Source organism: Pseudoalteromonas sp. PS1M3 (genome assembly GCF_016865405.1).
Classification (GTDB): domain Bacteria; phylum Pseudomonadota; class Gammaproteobacteria; order Enterobacterales; family Alteromonadaceae; genus Pseudoalteromonas; species Pseudoalteromonas marina.
Map to the genome: position 1 here is coordinate 1,894,000 of NZ_AP022624.1, position 16,317 is coordinate 1,910,316.

The window sequence follows — 16,317 nt, forward strand, 5'->3', positions numbered from 1 at the left end:
GCGGGTCATATTGTGTGATCAAGTTATTGTTTTTAGTGTAATCGTAACGATAGAAGCGAATTGTATAAATTACAAATAGTCGCATTCAATCTGTCATATATATAGTGTGTCAGCTGACGTTTACGTATTGGTAAGACGTCATACCAGATAATTTATACACGTTATTTAACAATAGAACAAATTGAAATTAACAAAAAGACAATATTTTTATGGTTTTATAACATAAAAATAGCGCTCTAAGCCACTCGTTCAATACGAATAAATTTATTTTCAGGGGTGAGTAACATTCTAAAACGCCCTCTGACACCTAAACTTGTAACAAACGGTCTTAAATGATCGGCAGAAAACCGAATTGACTTTCCGCCCTCTTCAACCACTTGCACAGAACTATATCGACCGTGGTAGTAATCCATACAGTCGTTATAGCTCAATCTTAAATTAAAGTAATATTCAAGCATTTAATTAAGCGCTTTTTCAACCTTCTCGAATAAGTCGTCACTTAGTCCATCTAAATTAGATAAACGTTCTAATTGCGTTTTCATAAGCGCTGAACGTGTTTTATCATAACGTTTCCAAGACATAAATGGTGTTAGCATTCTTGACGCATTTTGTGGATTTATTGCATTCAGCTTAACAAGTAAATCACCAAGAAATTCATATCCTTGCCCGTCAGCACGGTGAAATTGCTGAGTATTAAAGTAGCTAAAACTCCCCACTAAAGCACGGACTCTATTGGGGTTAGAAAAATCAAAACTTGGGTGCTCGTATAATGACTTAATATTAATAATAGCATCTTCACCTGTTTGCATTGCTTGAAGCGCAAACCACTTATCCATCACAAGTACATCATGTCGCCATTGACTATCAAAGTGCGACAATAAATCATCACAAAGTGGATGAGAGGCTTTAACCACAGCGCTAAGTGCCCCCAATACATTGGTCATATTTGACGAGCTAGCAGCTAGATTAATAAATTTATCTGTTTGTTTGCTCGGCACCTTTGCAAGATAATGCAGGCAAATTTGCTGTAGTGAGCGCACAGCAACCGCTTCGGCGCTTATGCTGCCATCGTCATGTAATGAACCAAAACATGCGATAAGCTCATCATTAAGGCTTGTGGCAATTTGTATTTCGAACTGTGCTACAACACGAATAATTTCATCAACAGGAATAATTTCAAATTCTGCGGCTAAAGTGTCAAAGCTAGGTAATTTTAATAACTCTGCAATTAACGCTAAATCGCCTTGTTTTGAAACAATTAAAACACGCAAGGCTTCAATTATCTCGTCACTTAATTGAAATTGTGTATCTGAGTTAATTGCTGCTTTTACTGCTTTTATGAACAATTGTTGCTGTGCATCCCAACGTGAAAAATCACTTCGTGCAAAACGCATGATATGTAAAAGCTCAAGCTCAGTTGTTTGTTGAGTTAGGATACACGGAGCAGAAAAGTCTTCTAACAACACGGCAACAGGTTTACAAGTCACATTCTCAAAAGTATAACTCTGCTTTTTATCGGTAACATCAAGCACATTACTAACTTTTAAACCTTTGTACTGTAATTCGATACTATTGCCAGATTCGTCCAACAACTCAATAGCAAACGGGATGTGCAACGGTTTGTTATCGGGCTGATTAATCGGTGCTTTTTGCTCTATGGTTAGTGTGTAGGTGTTTGAGGCACTGTCGTAATGCTCTATAGCATTCAAACGAGGTGTGCCCGCCTGACTATACCAACGCTTAAACTGCCCTAGATTAACACCCGATGCGTCACTCATAGCACTGACAAAGTCGTCACACGTAACTGCTTGGCCGTCATGACGTTTAAAGTAAAGCGCCATCCCTTTTTGAAAGTTAACCTCACCAAGCAAGGTGTGCATCATTCTTATTACTTCAGCACCCTTGTCGTATACTGTTACGGTATAAAAGTTATTCATTTCAATAACTTTTTCGGGTCGAATAGGATGCGCCATAGGCCCTGCGTCTTCACTGAACTGATGCGTACGCATCACCTTAACAGCATCAATGCGGTTGAGTGCACGCGATCCAAGATCACTACTAAACTCTTGGTCTCTAAATACAGTTAGCCCCTCTTTAAGTGATAACTGAAACCAATCTCTGCACGTAACACGATTACCAGTCCAATTGTGAAAGTATTCATGACCTACTATAGACTCAATAGTATGGTAATCTTTATCCGTTGCTGTTTCTTGATTGGCCAAAACACATTTACTGTTAAATATATTTAAGCCTTTGTTTTCCATTGCACCCATATTAAAGAAATCTACGGCTACAATCATGTATATATCAAGGTCATATTCTAAATTAAAACGCTCCTCATCCCATTGCATAGATTTTTTAAGTGATTGCATCGCATGCGGTGTTTTAGGCAAATTACCCTTATCTACAAATAATGCTAAATCAATTTTTCGGCCACTTTTAGTTGTATAGGTATCGTTTAATACATCAAAATCACCAGCAACTAATGCAAATAAATAGCTTGGTTTTTTAAATGGGTCTTGCCATTTAGAAAAATGACGGCCGTCAGGTGTCTCACCTTTGTCAATTTGGTTACCATTAGACAATAAATGCGTGTATCTTGAATCAGCAATAATAGTCACATCAAACGTAGACAACACATCAGGACGATCCATGTAATATGTTATCTTTCTGAAGCCCTGTGCCTCACACTGTGTACAATAGGCTCCACCAGATAAGTAAAGACCTTCTAAAGATGTATTTGTCTCAGGAGATATCTCGGTCACAATACGTAATTTACAACGTTCTGGTAAGTTATTAATAATTAGCTGTTCATCAACAACGCTATAATCTGTTATCTCAATCGCATCTATCGATAAGGACGTTAAACGTAAATCTATGCCATCTAGTATTAGAGGTGATTGATTATCACCAACACGCGTTAACGTCAGTACGCTTGTTACCGTTGTATTTGTAGGCTGAAGATCAAACGTTAAGTCTGTGTGGTCTATTAAAAAATTTGGTGCTTTATAGTCTTTGAGATATTGAGCTTGAGGTTTTTTTGAGTCGGTCATAATTACTCCAAAAAAAGCGCCTCTATATGAAGAGGCGCTACTAAATTTAGGCAGATTGTTTCGGCTTAATACGTAAAATCTTAATACCGAGATACGCATATATAACAGCTAAAACGGGATTAATTAAATTAAAGAAAGCGTAAAGTGCGTAATCGAAAGGGTTTATTAAAAGTACACTTTGCATGTAAGCACCACATGTATTCCAAGGAATAAGTGGACTGGTAATCGTACCTCCATCTTCTAAGGTGCGAGATAAATTAACCGGCTTTAAACCGCGCTTTTTATATTCATCTTTAAACATACGTCCAGGAACCACAATAGCAATATATTGATCGGCTGCAATGAGATTAGTACCAATACACGTTGCAATGGTAGAGGCAATTAAAGAGCCTGTACTTTTCGCTATTTTTAAAATACTTTTTACGAAAATGTCTAACAAGCCTGTTTTTTCCATAATAGCGCCAAACATAAGCGCAGTCATAATTAACCACGTCGTTGTTAACATTCCCGCCATACCACCACCGCTAAGTAGTGAGTCCATTTTGTCATCACCGGTATCGATGCTAAAACCGTCAAAAAATGTCGTCCATACTAATTTGAAATACCCAACCACTTCGCCTTGAGAAGTATCAATTTGAGAACCAATTAAGTCAGACTGAAATAGCATAGCCCAAACAGCACCAACCACAGCACCAATAGAAATAGCAGGAAAAGCAGGCATTTTTTTAATTGCTAGCACTAAAAGCACAATTAAAGGAATGAGCATCTCAAAACCAATATTGAAGTTTTGCTCCAAAATTAGCGTAATTTCGTCTAAACGCCCAGCCTCATTAGAAGCCGTTGCGTTAAAGCCCATAAATATAAATATAATAAGCGCAATCACAAAGCTAGGAACTGTTGTCCATAGCATATGCTGAATATGTTCAAATAAGTCAGAGCCAACCACTGCGGGCGCTAAGTTAGTTGTTTCAGAGAGTGGGCTTAGTTTGTCACCAAAATACGCACCAGATATAACAGCACCAGCTGTAACTGTCTGATCTAAACCAAGACCCGTAGCAACACCTAATAAAGCAACACCAATTGTAGCTGCAGTGGTCCACGAGCTACCAATGCTCATAGCCACAATGCCACAAATTAAACAACTTGCTGCATAAAACCAACTAGGGTTAATTACTTGCAGGCCATAATATATTAGCGTTGGTACTGTGCCCGATAACAACCAAGTACCTATCAAAGCACCTACCATTAATAAGATGAGTATAGCGCCAAGAGAAAGTGTTATCCCCTCTATCATAGCTTGCTCAAGCTTTTTCCACGTATAGCCGTTTTTTAGGCCAATTAGAGCAGCTGCGAAGGTTGCAAATAAAAGTGCAATTTGGTTTGGTCCAGATGACGAGTTGTCACCAAATAAGTAAACCGCAGCCCCTAACAAGCAAATTAAAACTGAAATAGGAATTAATGCATCAAGAAATGAGGCAGGTTTTACTGGTTTATCATCCAATGGGTTCAAAGTTGAGACTCCTACACACATACAGCGTGTTTAATTATTATTTTTAGCACTTAGTGCGTATTAACTGAGCATTTCTAAGCCGGCTCAATTTTTAATAGTTAGAGATTATAACAATTTAGGCTGTGATAGGTAGCAAAAAAGGCGCACGAGCGCCTTATTTGTAGTGGTAAAACCAGTTTTTACTTTTTGGCGATGCGACCAAAGTTAATGTAGTCCTGAGTAATTAAGGCCGCTTCTTCAAGGAACGGGTCAAGCTCATCAATTACATCTGGTACATCATCTAGGTTTTCAACCGGATCTTTACCTAATCGTTTCAAGCGCTCATTTGTACGAACTAATGCACGCGCTTCACCTTCTTCTTTTTCTTTAATACGCGTGGCTTCAACTAAAGAAATCGTTTTACGATCTTTTTCTTCGTTGTACAACGCTATATCATCAAACACGTAGCCGAACTCAGGTTCAGATTTAATACGATCTTTATGCTGCTTTTCTAGGTAAGGAATAACTGGAGTTAAATTTCCTAACTTTTTATATTTTGCTTTAACAATGCTATCCCAAGGAAGTGCATTATCTTGTTTACTTTCACCCCACTCGGCAGGATCTATAGCCGATGGAAATGAAATGTCAGGAATAACACCTTTGTGCTGAGTACTGCCGCCATTAATACGGTAAAATTTAGCTATGGTGTATTGCACGCTACCTAATGGGTTATCGTAAAGATCATACGCTCTTGCAAGACCTTTATGTTGCTGCACAGTGCCTTTACCAAATGTTTGTTCGCCAATAATAACAGCGCGACCATAATCTTGCATTGCAGCGGCAAAAATCTCAGATGCAGACGCACTGTAACGATCAACTAAAACCGTTAATGGCCCGTCGTAATAAGTAACTCCGTCACGATCTCTTTGCTCTTCAATTCGGTTATTTAGAGTATGTATTTGTACAACAGGACCTTGATCGAAAAATAAGCCAGAAAGCTGGGTCGCTTCGTATAACGAACCACCACCATTTTGACGTAAGTCGATAATAATACCGTCTACTTTAGCCTCTTTTAATTTAGCTAACTCAACTTTTACGTCTTTAGACAAATTATTGTAAAAACCTGGGATTTCAATAACCCCAATCTTGCTTGATAAATCAGAATATTTAGCTTCAAACACTTCTGACTTTGCAGCTCTGTCTTCAAGACGGATTTTGTCACGAGTAATTTCGACCACTTTAGGTGTGCCATGAGCATCTGCACCTTTCAAATATTGCAAACGTACTTTCGTACCTTTAGGGCCTTTTATTAAATCTACAACATCGTCTAAACGCCAGCCAATCACATCGGTAAAATCTTCACCGTCTTGTGCTACGCCAATAATACGGTCATCTGCTTTAATTTGTTCGGTTTTGTCTGCGGGACCGCCTGGTACAAGACTACGAATTACGGTGTAATCTTCGTCAGGAGTTAGTACAGCACCAATGCCTTCAAGTTCTAAGTCCATATCCATTTTAAATTGTTCAGCACGTCTTGGTGATAAGTAAGACGTATGCGCCTCAATCGTGCGAGCTAAAGAATTTAAAACAATTTGAAATGCATCTTCTGAGTTAGATTGAACTAGACGCTTTTCAGCGTTTTTGTATCGCTTGGTAAGAACCTCTTTGATTCCTTCCCAATCTTTACCAGTCATTTTTAATCGCAGTGCATCATACTTAACACGCTCTCGCCAGATCTCGTCTAGCTCTGCTTGCGATGTTGGCCACGTTGCATCTTCACGATCAAAAAAGTATTCATCTTGTTTTTCGAACGTCATTTCATTTTCTAATAAAGAAAGTGAATATTCGTAACGTTCAAAACGGCGCTTTAGGCTTAAATTAAAAATATCAAAGGTAAAGCCTAGCTTGCCGGTAGTTAAAGCGTTGTCAAAGCTATCGCGATATTGCTCAAAGGATGCAATATCACTGGCTAAAAAAACGCTTTTATTAAAATCAAGGGATTCGATGTAACGATCGTACACTTTACTAGAAAGTTCATCGTTAAATCGAACCGGGATATAGTGTGAACGAGTAAATAAGCTTGCCACGCGCTTACTGGCAGTGCCATGTTGACTTTCTTGCTTGAGTAGAGGTAAATCATCAATGGTGACAGGCTCTACAGCAGCAAATAATGAACCTGAAAACAGGGCTGCAACTACCGGAATGAGCGTAAACTTTTTACTCATACAAACTCCTTAATTTATGTACAACTTAAACAGTGTATAAGCTGTCTGCTTTGGTTTTAACTTGCATACCAGTCACTAATTCAACATGAACGTCGTCTTTATTTACTTCAGTGATTACTGCATTTACAAGTGCTTGGCCTAGTTTAACTTTAACCTTGTTATTAACCTTGACCTCTGTTGCTGGTAAAGGTTCAATTTTACCTGAACGTTTAGCGGGTGCAGATTTAGTTGCTTTGCTAGCTGACGCATTTTTATCAGCGCCCTTGTTTGCATGTGCAGGCTTCTTCTTAAAGTTTTTAGAATCTGAGTCTTGACGTGGACGCTGTTGTTTTTTGCGCTTCGCCATTTTTGCACGGCTTTCTTCTAGTGCTTTTTGAGCATGATCAATGTGCTCTTGCTCAACTTTTTCACCTTCATTGCCATCAAGGTCAATACGAAACTCCGACTTTGTCACAGCTTCTAAATAACGCCAGTTAGACGTGTATTTTCTTAGTGCTTGACGAACTTGAGTCTTGCTTACTTTTTCAGACCCTTCAATACGCTCAGCAATATCTTTAAAAATACCGACTTTAAGCGGTTTGATACCGTCTTTTTGTTTAAAACATTGTGGAAATTCTTGGTACAAGAACTCCAATACTTCATTAATATCTTTTAGCTTGTTTGTGGTTTCCATTTTAGAACCTATTTTTCACATCTTTTCATCAAGGGACGAATCAACATAGTGTATTACCCAGTCGACCAGTTCTTCGAAATCGGCTTCAAGTACAGCCATATCACCTCGAAGGTGTTCCCAAATACCATTTATTATTTCATCGATTGATTCACAATCTAAATCATCTGGGAGTTTGTCCCAAGCAATGTGAATCAAATCATTGAGCGTTTCCGCTACATGTTCTTCTTCGCCTTCCCAGTCGCCTACATCTTGTAAAGCAAATAGGTAGTCTTGAACATTTAGCAAATCTTTCATTACAAGCTAGCCTCAAAGCATTTAACTAATGCTTCTAATCCCGCTTTGTCATCAGTGTCAAATCTAGAAATACTAGGACTATCAATATCTAGCACTGCAAATATTTTACCATGTTTCATGATAGGTACAACAATCTCAGAGTTCGATGCTGCATCACAGGCAATATGCCCATCGAAGGCATGAACATCTTCAATTAGTTGTGTTTGCAACGTAGCTGCAGCCGTTCCACATACACCCTTTCCAACTGGAATACGGATACATGCTGGGTTACCCTGAAATGGGCCTAGCACTAATTCTGACGGCGAATCAATAAAGTAAAAGCCCGCCCAATTTACATCATCTAAAGAGGTAAATAACAGCGCGCTTATATTTGCCATATTAGCAATTACATTCGACTCACCGGCAATCAGCGATTCAGTTTGTTTAACTAATGACTGGTAAAAATCGTGCTTTTGCATACCAAACTACTTCTTATTAAACATACAGTAGCTAAAGGTACTCTTTGTGATGAAAAATTGGAACCTTTTGCAGGTAAAAAAAAGGAATTTCCGTAGTTTAAAAGCGACCTTGGTTAATAAAGACGCGATTATGATTTTGAAGTTTTACGAAGACCAAATAAAAACAGCCCTGCCGCTATTGCCGACATAACACTATTAATCAAAAATATTTCGCCTGTGGAGGCACTTAAAAGAAAGCTAAAAATAGCACCACCAAGTAAACCAAGCGTTAAAACACCGGAATAGTTTACTTTTGAATATTTAAACATTAATAAATAGCCTGGGACAACAAATGCAGCCATTGTTAAGCCAACAATATGCGCATTAGATATGGCTGTCATCAATAATGAAAAAAATATAGAGACAAATTCACCTTGTAGCGTTATTGAATAATAAATACCTAATAGGCTACCCACAATCACAGGAGAAAGTAATGAAAGCGCAACGCTTTTTGCTAATTGGTGTTTCATTTAATAGTCCTTAACAACACACTTAAACTCTATTTATAAGCATGCACCAAGAACCCAAAGTTAGAAACAGAGACTATGGTCGTAAATTACGAACAAAAATAAACCACATTACGCCATCAACTCATCACTTTTTATAAGCGTAAAGTTTTAAGCTCAAAATAGCTCAGTTGTCATAACTGAGCTATTTGGCTTGAGAGTTCAAAACGACGAGAAGTTACAATTTCTTCTAGCACCGCCAGCCTTTCGTTTAAGACTTTTGATTGTTTTTCTAATGCTACGATCTTTGAAGCATCAATAGCACTTTGCAATTTTGCTTGTGTCTCAACCTTTGAGGTTTTATAACTGAAGTAGCGCTTAAGGGCTGCCAATAACAGAACGGGTGAGCTAAATACAATAATAACCATAAATAATTCGAACATAATAACTCCTGCATTTAATATTAATTTACTGCACACGCAGCTAAATGAGCTCGGGTTTGAAGCAATTTAGATAAAACTACTTCGCGTGGTTTACCTTTTCGAATTAGCATCTCTACATACACAATACTTAATACAATTGCTGTTGCCTTAAATAGATTACCTTGTAAATCCCCTGCTGCCCCACCTGACATCCCAAAGATCCCGTAAGCCGCATTCATAAAAATATGCATCCACATTGGGAACCAAATACGGTATCCACATTCGCAATACAGCCACGCAAACCAAGTCCCTGCAATCGTTGTTACCGTAACTGCCATCACTGCAGATAAAGGGTCATTGCCTTGATAAATGTGCCCCATACCAAATATCACAGAACTAACTAACGATGCAGGTATAAAGCCCCAACGGCAGTATTTAAATAGCACACCAAATAATGCAGCTCTAAAGATAACCTCTTCAAAAAAACCGGCATAAACCGAACCCGTAATGATCGCTGATATCGAAAGATGAAGTTCACTACTTAAAAATGCATACCCTAGAGTCATAGGAATACAACAGAGCAACGCTGCAAGTGTATAATTAATGAATCCATCAAAGCTAAGTCCTATTGACTCAAACAACCTCTCTTGTTTAAACAAAACAATGGCAGCAGCAACTAACGGACCATATAAAAAGGTAAATTTAGCGGGAATGAATAAAATATCAGTTTGGTTATCAATATTAGATAACCAGCTAGACCAACCATCTCCCCAAAAATGCCTCATTACGTAGTGACAAAATATAAATATAGTAATTATTAGAAACGCATGCATAGCGTGTTTCATACCTCTTTTCCTCGTTAAGTTGTTAAATTCAACTTAATCCTGGCAATAGCATAAGCACAAAGCGACTCATTAGGGCTTAGCTGCAGTTTAAGGTATAAAACTCACTGTTTTGGGGTGGTTAACATGTTTTTGGGACTAACAACAAAGTGTCTTTTATTGTTTTAACGTAGGTGCGAGACACTGGTATTGTAACATTTGATTCATTAAGTGATAACTGTAACCCACCTGCGTTACCACTATAATGCTTAACGCTTTGTAAGTTGATCGCATAAGAACGGTGGCATTTTATAGCAGATGTATTGTGAGGTAGTTGTCTTAACAATCCTGTAAGTGATGTTCGTAATAAACTCTGAACTATTTTATCACCATCAAAAATGGTGATTTCACAGTAATTATCAGCAGATTTAATAAATAAGATGTGATGGTGAGCAACTTTAACCTCATCATTTTTATTTTCGCCTTTAAGTGAGATTGTCTCTAACGCAGTTTCTTCTAACCGCGTTTGATTTTCGTCAGCTGCGCTTGAGGGTATTAAATTTTTTACGTGCCGGTTTACCAGAAGTAAAAATATAAGGGGAAATACACCAATACAAAATATATATCCCACGAAGAGTAATTGATTTTGCCAGTGCCAAGACCCCAGCACTGCAACCACAAAATACCCGTGATTAAATAATGCTGTTATCAGTAAATATGTAAAAGGAATAATAGTTAAATGTTTTAACTTATCATTAAAGTTTATTTTGAGTAATGCGATTTCAATTGCACCCGATAGGAGCAAAGCACAAAAGGTGACTAACCCATATCCAGATAGCCGGAGTAACTTATAGGGTTCGCTATCGTTTGAAGTACCAAACGGTTGAAAAATAAAAAGTACAAAAAGTGTTATAAACGAGAACATAACAGCACGATATATAACTAACTTCCTTGATTCTAAGTCATCTTTTAGCCACAACATCCTATTTTATATACCTTTAGTTTTGAGATATTTAAAAGTAACACACATTAGTATGCGCATTCTATTGCATTTAAACTCTTTTTATAGTGATTTTTAATCGGCAAGAAAGTCAAACATGAAGCTAAATAAACATTGTTTCGTGATGTAAAATATACATATTAGCGTTCAATGAACTTTAGATATGACTCGTGGATAAAAAGCGGGTCATAATTAAGTGAGGAATGTTGTTTCCAATACAAAAAGCCTGCTGTTTAGCGGGCTTTAATATAGTGGTGGAGAGATAGGGATTTGAACCCTAGATAGGCTACAAACCTATGCCGGTTTTCAAGACCGGTGCATTCGACCACTCTGCCATCTCTCCTAAAGTGCTATAAACTACAAGTAAGAGTGTACTCATAGTTATTGTAATAAGTGGTGGAGAGATAGGGATTTGAACCCTAGATAGGCTACAAACCTATGCCGGTTTTCAAGACCGGTGCATTCGACCACTCTGCCATCTCTCCGCACGGCCTGCATAATAGGGAAACCCGTTGGCTTTGTGAAGCTTTTTTTTAAAAAAATTGCTTAAGTGCTTAAAAAACAATTAATTTGTTCAAAGATAAAACAAAAACTTTCTTTTTGGTGGTTAAATGAACTTTAATTAAAAAATTAATGTCTATTGATCCACAAAGGTTTGCCCAAACATATAAGAGTTGGTAATCTAATTTTAGTTAAATTATCGAAACACACGTTTCACTTAAAGGAGCTCTACAATGGCGTTTAATCAATCGTACAATACCGCTAAACCGGTAATGTCTACCATTGAAACAAACAAGGTACTTAAAAACACCTACTTTTTACTTGCGATGACACTTGCATTTAGTGCAGTGACTGCCGGTATCTCAATGGCACTACAATTACCTTACTTTATGGGAATTGTGTTCACACTGGTTTCGTTTGGTTTATTATTTGTTGTAAACAAAAAAGCTGACACCGCATCTGGTGTATTTTGGGTATTTGCTTTCACAGGTTTAATGGGGGCTGGTTTAGGTCCAATGTTAAACCATTACGCTGCCATGCCTAATGGCTCAATGCTTATAATGCAAGCTCTTGGTTCAACAGCACTTATTTTCTTTGGTCTATCTGCATATGCGCTCAACACCAAAAAAGACTTCTCTTTTATGGGCGGCTTTTTAACGGTTGGCCTAATTGTGGTTATTGTTGCAAGCATTGTTAACATATTCATCGGTAGTTCTTTAATGTTTATGGTGCTTAACGCTGCGGTTGTATTAATTATGTCTGGCTTAATTTTATTTGATACAAGCCGCATTATTAACGGCGGAGAAACTAACTACATTCGCGCTACAGTATCTTTATACCTAAATGTGTACAATCTATTTACTTCACTACTGCACCTACTTGGCGCAAGTGATGACTAATTAAATAGTTCTGTTAAAATAGCCCCTTTATTGGGGCTTTTTTATTGGAATTGTTTTGGCACGATTTGTTCTTTCATTACACACACCACCATCAGATCACGACACCAGTCAACGCATAATTAAGTTTGCTAATGCGTGTTTATCTCAAGGGCACACCATAGACGCAATATTTTTGTATCAGCAAGGCGTTTATCATGCATCAACACATTTTGACTTAGCCTCTGACGAACTTCAAATTAGCGCATTATGGCAAGCGCTATCAAGTCAAAATATTAATCTTATGCTGTGTGTAACCGCGGCAGAAAAAAGAGGCTTAGATACGTCAAACACAGGCGTATTTTCTGTTGCAGGTTTAGCTGAATTCGCAATGCTTGTAAGCGACGCTGATAAATGGGTGCAATTTAAATGATTAATGTATTAGTAATGAGTCAAAGTAGCCCATTTGATGATCTTAACCTGCGCGATGCCCTCGATATGACGTTAATTTTTGCAGCTGTCGATCAAAACATAAGCTGGTTATTTAGTGGCCCCGCTGTTTTAGCATTAAAAAAGAATCAAACCCCTTCCACCATAGGTATTAAAGATTTTTTTAAAAACATAAAAACGCTAGAAGTTTATGACGTAGAAAACATCTATGTATGTGAAAAATCGCTCCTTGATTATGGCCTAAGTAAAACTGATTTACTCATAGACGCGCACGCGGTTACATTTGGTGAACAACAAACACTTATCAAAAAGCAACATCACGTGGTGACCTTATGAGCACACTACATATTTTTTCAAAACCATTAAATTACTATTCTGCTAACCAGCTAGAAAACTTAATTTGTGCTGATGACCGTATATTGCTTTTAGGTGACGCATGCTTTGCTAATAAACAATTTAAACAATTTTCAGATACCCTCTTAGTACTTGAAGAGGACGCACTCGTTCGTGCAATTAAGCTATCAAATAACGACACTGCCATTAGCTATGACGAGTTTGTGTCTCTTACTTTAACCTCTACGCAATTAATTACTTGGTAACCCATGCTTGAATTTAACCAACAAACAATAGACACAGATAAACAAGGTTATTTACTCGACCATACACAATGGTCAAAGCAACTAGCCCCTATTATTGCAGAGCAAGAAAACATTTCGCTTAGCGAACAACACTGGGAAGTGATTAACTTCGTCCGCGAATTTTATCTTGAATACAATACAAGCCCAGCCATCCGCATGCTAGTAAAAGCCATGGCAAAAGCACTCGGAGAAGATAAAGGTAATAGTATTTACCTTTATAAATTGTTTCCAAAGGGCCCTGCTAAACAAGCCACCAAAATTGCTGGATTACCAAAACCAGCTAGGTGTATTTAATGAGAAGTAAATCGAGTAACAAGCAAACACCCGTTTCATCAAATAAACGCAATACGGGTCGCACGTATTCTAGAAGTGCAATTAAAAAGCCTACAAACAAAAGAGAAATAAAGCCTCAAATAGACGCTAAAGACAAAAAAATTGTACTTTTTAACAAGCCATTTGATGTGCTTTGCCAATTTACAGACGATGCAGACAGAAAGACGCTAGCTGAATTTATTCCTATCAAGGATGTATATGCTGCAGGACGATTAGACCGCGATAGCGAAGGTTTATTGCTGCTCACAAACTGCGGTAAACTACAAAATACATTAACAGCACCTAATAAAAAAACCAATAAAACGTATTGGGTTCAAGTAGAAGGTGAGCCTTCGACTGAGTCAATACAAGCTTTATGTAAAGGCGTTGAGCTTAAAGATGGGCTCACACTGCCTGCTAATGTAAAAATGATAGAAGAGCCTAACATTTGGCAACGAACTCCCCCTGTACGTGAACGAAAGTCTATACCTACCTCATGGCTCAGTATTACCATTAATGAAGGTAAAAATAGACAAGTTCGCCGAATGACAGCTCACATTGGCCACCCTACTCTTAGGCTAATTCGTTACAGCATAGGTAATTACACTTTAGACGACATTAATACTGGTGAATATAAAATCATTAAAGGTAGCATTAATGCATAAACCAAATGTAACAGTAGCCGCAATAGTTAAAAACCATAACGAATACTTATTAGTAAAAGAACGCGATAAATTTACTAAGCAAATTTGCTATAATCAACCGGCTGGTCATTTAGAAAAGAACGAAACACTAGCTCAAGCAGCAAGCCGCGAATTATATGAAGAAACAGGTTTATCGCTCACCCCTACAGGCTTTTTAGGTGTTTATAACTTGTACGCTGACAACGGCGTTCATTACCTAAGGTTTTGTTTTTTATTTGATGCTAGTGGCACCAACCAACAACTTAACCCTATTGATGATGATATTATAAGTGCCCATTGGTTCAACCTAGAGAAAGTTAAATCTTTACCACTGCGAAGCCCGCTCGTTCAAAAGTGCATTGATGACTCGGTAACGCGTCCGCTATTAAGCCTAGATACTATTTACAACTAATAAAAATTTAAGGCATATTAATGGTGTGTTTTAAAGTTTACTCTGCCTAGAGGGATTACTTAGTGACGTGGGGTGTGTAATTGCTCCAGCCTATTCTTCTGACTTGCATCCATGTAAGGATAAGTAAAAATAGAGCAAAACTTTCACGCCATCGCTACCACCTCACCTAAACCTTTGTAATAAAAATTTAATCTAACTTTCAGAGTGTAATGCAATACAGTTTCGGCCTTGGTCTTTTGCATAATACAGTGCGTTGTCGGCTCCTCTAACAAAGCTTACCTTATCGTCTTGGGAACTAGCCGTTGAGTTAACGCCCATGCTCACTGACAAAAAGCCACTGTAGGTATCTTCATGCACAATTGCTAAAGCTTCAACGGCCTTTTGTATTTGCTCAGCAATAAATAATGCACCTTCCTTATCAGTATCAGGGAGCAATACAACAAACTCTTCACCACCATATCTGGCAACAAAGTCTTCAGGACGATTTACTGTCGATGCAATAGTTTGAGCCACTTCATATAAGCAAGAATCCCCAGCCAAATGTCCGTAACGGTCGTTAAACTGTTTAAAAAAATCAACATCAATAATTATTAACGATATTGCCCCTTCACACTCCTTCGCTTTATCAAATTCATGAGCAAGTTTTTCATCAAATCGACGCCTGTTGGCAATTTTGGTTAATGAGTCCAAAAACGCCATATCCCTTAAAATATCCTCAGCCTCTATTCGCTCGGTTGCATCTTTAAATACGGCTAAAAATTCTTCGCCTATCTTTATGCCCGATACCTCCATAACCACTTGAGTGCCATCACTACGTGCAACTGTGTAGTTATTGGCAGGTATATCGTCATTACTACTTTTCGCTTTTTTCAAAGCTTCAGACCATAAATTTTGAGCTTGCACTCTGTAGTGCGGATCTGGGTAGGCCTTTTTCCACCATGCATGTAGGTTAGGCACATCCTCAACAGTATAACCAAACACATCTACAAACCGTTGGTTTACCCTAATAATATCACCGGTTTTGCTACACACATTACACACTGGCATAGGGAGCACTGAAAATAATTTAGCATAGTGACTTATCTCATGTTTTCGCATTGGGTTTAAGGTACTGCGTGATAAAAAGCTCATCGGCATTTCTTTGCTTTCAGCGCTCAATTGTTCATGCATTTGTAAAGCAAAATACCATTCTAGCCACCAGTGTTCTAATTTATCTAAAAGCTTCATTTCGAGGCTAAGCACTTTTGTAGTGTTTTTAATTAAATTAAACAAATCACTGATTTGGTGATGGGATTGAGCTTGCTGAGCATGCTTGAGTTTTATTAGCTCATAAAAAAGGTGGTAGGCTGACTTTTTTAATTCTTGCAGGTTTATGATTAAAAGCTTATTTGAGATAAGATTTACTTGGTGTTTGTTTTGTTCTACAAACGATCTAATTTTATTAATTTTGTATGCGTGATTCATATATTCATTCCATTGATTATATTTTACAGCTTATTGAATAGGCTAACCCATCAAACTTTATT

General features: G+C 37.8%; 19 protein-coding genes and 2 tRNA genes. 7 read left to right on the forward strand and 14 right to left on the reverse strand.

Going from position 1 to position 16,317, the window contains the following annotated elements:
• Positions 1–236: 236 nt before the first annotated feature.
• From PS1M3_RS08670 to PS1M3_RS08730, 13 genes are all read right to left on the reverse strand, one after another.
• Complete coding sequence (locus PS1M3_RS08670) at positions 237–458, reverse strand: DUF2835 domain-containing protein (RefSeq protein ID WP_008127316.1); 222 nt, start codon at positions 456–458, stop codon at positions 237–239.
• Entirely contained in the window at positions 459–3,053 is a 2,595-nt protein-coding gene (gene pepN, locus PS1M3_RS08675; RefSeq protein ID WP_203983629.1) for an aminopeptidase N, read from the reverse strand.
• Positions 3,054–3,099: 46 nt separating this feature from the next.
• Positions 3,100–4,563: a Na+/H+ antiporter NhaC gene (gene nhaC / locus PS1M3_RS08680; RefSeq protein WP_006792819.1), complete on the reverse strand. Its 1,464-nt coding sequence runs from the start codon at positions 4,561–4,563 to the stop codon at positions 3,100–3,102.
• Between the two features lie 179 nt (positions 4,564–4,742).
• A complete protein-coding gene (prc, locus tag PS1M3_RS08685) occupies positions 4,743–6,767 on the reverse strand; it encodes a carboxy terminal-processing peptidase (RefSeq protein ID WP_006792820.1) in 2,025 nt (674 codons plus the stop codon).
• Positions 6,768–6,792: 25 nt separating this feature from the next.
• Positions 6,793–7,440, reverse strand: coding sequence for an RNA chaperone ProQ (proQ, locus tag PS1M3_RS08690; protein WP_006792821.1), 648 nt, complete (start codon positions 7,438–7,440; stop codon positions 6,793–6,795).
• A gap of 15 nt (positions 7,441–7,455) precedes the next feature.
• Positions 7,456–7,734: a hypothetical protein gene (locus tag PS1M3_RS08695; protein ID WP_058405538.1), complete on the reverse strand. Its 279-nt coding sequence runs from the start codon at positions 7,732–7,734 to the stop codon at positions 7,456–7,458.
• Entirely contained in the window at positions 7,734–8,192 is a 459-nt protein-coding gene (locus PS1M3_RS08700; protein WP_010556413.1) for a GAF domain-containing protein, read from the reverse strand. Before PS1M3_RS08700 ends, PS1M3_RS08695 begins: the two co-directional genes overlap by 1 nt.
• 128 nt (positions 8,193–8,320) lie before the next feature.
• Positions 8,321–8,701 carry a hypothetical protein gene (locus PS1M3_RS08705; RefSeq protein ID WP_008127308.1) on the reverse strand — a complete coding sequence of 127 codons (381 nt, stop codon included), beginning with the start codon at positions 8,699–8,701 and terminating at the stop codon, positions 8,321–8,323.
• A 170-nt stretch (positions 8,702–8,871) separates the two neighbouring features.
• Positions 8,872–9,120: a hypothetical protein gene (locus tag PS1M3_RS08710; protein ID WP_006792825.1), complete on the reverse strand. Its 249-nt coding sequence runs from the start codon at positions 9,118–9,120 to the stop codon at positions 8,872–8,874.
• A gap of 20 nt (positions 9,121–9,140) precedes the next feature.
• Positions 9,141–9,944, reverse strand: a complete 804-nt coding sequence (locus PS1M3_RS08715) for a CPBP family intramembrane glutamic endopeptidase (RefSeq protein ID WP_203983631.1) — start codon at positions 9,942–9,944, stop codon at positions 9,141–9,143.
• Between the two features lie 118 nt (positions 9,945–10,062).
• On the reverse strand, positions 10,063–10,902 hold the full coding sequence (locus tag PS1M3_RS08720; RefSeq protein WP_203983633.1) for a LytTR family DNA-binding domain-containing protein: 840 nt from the start codon (positions 10,900–10,902) through the stop codon (positions 10,063–10,065).
• Between the two features lie 270 nt (positions 10,903–11,172).
• A tRNA-Ser gene (locus PS1M3_RS08725) sits at positions 11,173–11,263 on the reverse strand.
• 51 nt (positions 11,264–11,314) lie between these two features.
• Positions 11,315–11,405: transfer RNA gene (locus PS1M3_RS08730), tRNA-Ser, on the reverse strand.
• Between the two features lie 249 nt (positions 11,406–11,654).
• Here PS1M3_RS08730 and PS1M3_RS08735 point away from each other — a divergent pair.
• From PS1M3_RS08735 to PS1M3_RS08765, 7 genes are read left to right on the forward strand one after another with little or no spacing between them, the layout of a single operon-like run.
• Entirely contained in the window at positions 11,655–12,320 is a 666-nt protein-coding gene (locus PS1M3_RS08735; protein ID WP_008127301.1) for a Bax inhibitor-1/YccA family protein, read from the forward strand.
• 55 nt (positions 12,321–12,375) lie between these two features.
• Positions 12,376–12,729, forward strand: a complete 354-nt coding sequence (gene tusD, locus PS1M3_RS08740) for a sulfurtransferase complex subunit TusD (protein WP_006792829.1) — start codon at positions 12,376–12,378, stop codon at positions 12,727–12,729.
• Positions 12,726–13,082 carry a DsrE family protein gene (locus PS1M3_RS08745; RefSeq protein ID WP_008127297.1) on the forward strand — a complete coding sequence of 119 codons (357 nt, stop codon included), beginning with the start codon at positions 12,726–12,728 and terminating at the stop codon, positions 13,080–13,082. Before tusD ends, PS1M3_RS08745 begins: the two co-directional genes overlap by 4 nt.
• Positions 13,079–13,345, forward strand: a complete 267-nt coding sequence (locus PS1M3_RS08750; protein WP_006792831.1) for a DsrH/TusB family sulfur metabolism protein — start codon at positions 13,079–13,081, stop codon at positions 13,343–13,345. Before PS1M3_RS08745 ends, PS1M3_RS08750 begins: the two co-directional genes overlap by 4 nt.
• 3 nt (positions 13,346–13,348) lie before the next feature.
• The gene (locus tag PS1M3_RS08755) at positions 13,349–13,678 is read left to right on the forward strand and encodes a TusE/DsrC/DsvC family sulfur relay protein (protein WP_006792832.1); all 330 of its coding nucleotides are present in this window, start codon (positions 13,349–13,351) and stop codon (positions 13,676–13,678) included.
• Entirely contained in the window at positions 13,678–14,361 is a 684-nt protein-coding gene (locus PS1M3_RS08760) for a pseudouridine synthase (protein WP_008127295.1), read from the forward strand. Before PS1M3_RS08755 ends, PS1M3_RS08760 begins: the two co-directional genes overlap by 1 nt.
• Complete coding sequence (locus PS1M3_RS08765) at positions 14,354–14,791, forward strand: NUDIX domain-containing protein (protein WP_008127293.1); 438 nt, start codon at positions 14,354–14,356, stop codon at positions 14,789–14,791. The genes PS1M3_RS08760 and PS1M3_RS08765 overlap by 8 nt, the downstream gene beginning before the upstream one ends.
• A gap of 192 nt (positions 14,792–14,983) precedes the next feature.
• Here PS1M3_RS08765 and PS1M3_RS08770 read toward each other — a convergent pair whose 3' ends face one another.
• Positions 14,984–16,255: a sensor domain-containing diguanylate cyclase gene (locus PS1M3_RS08770; protein WP_008127290.1), complete on the reverse strand. Its 1,272-nt coding sequence runs from the start codon at positions 16,253–16,255 to the stop codon at positions 14,984–14,986.
• Positions 16,256–16,317 lie beyond the last annotated feature (62 nt).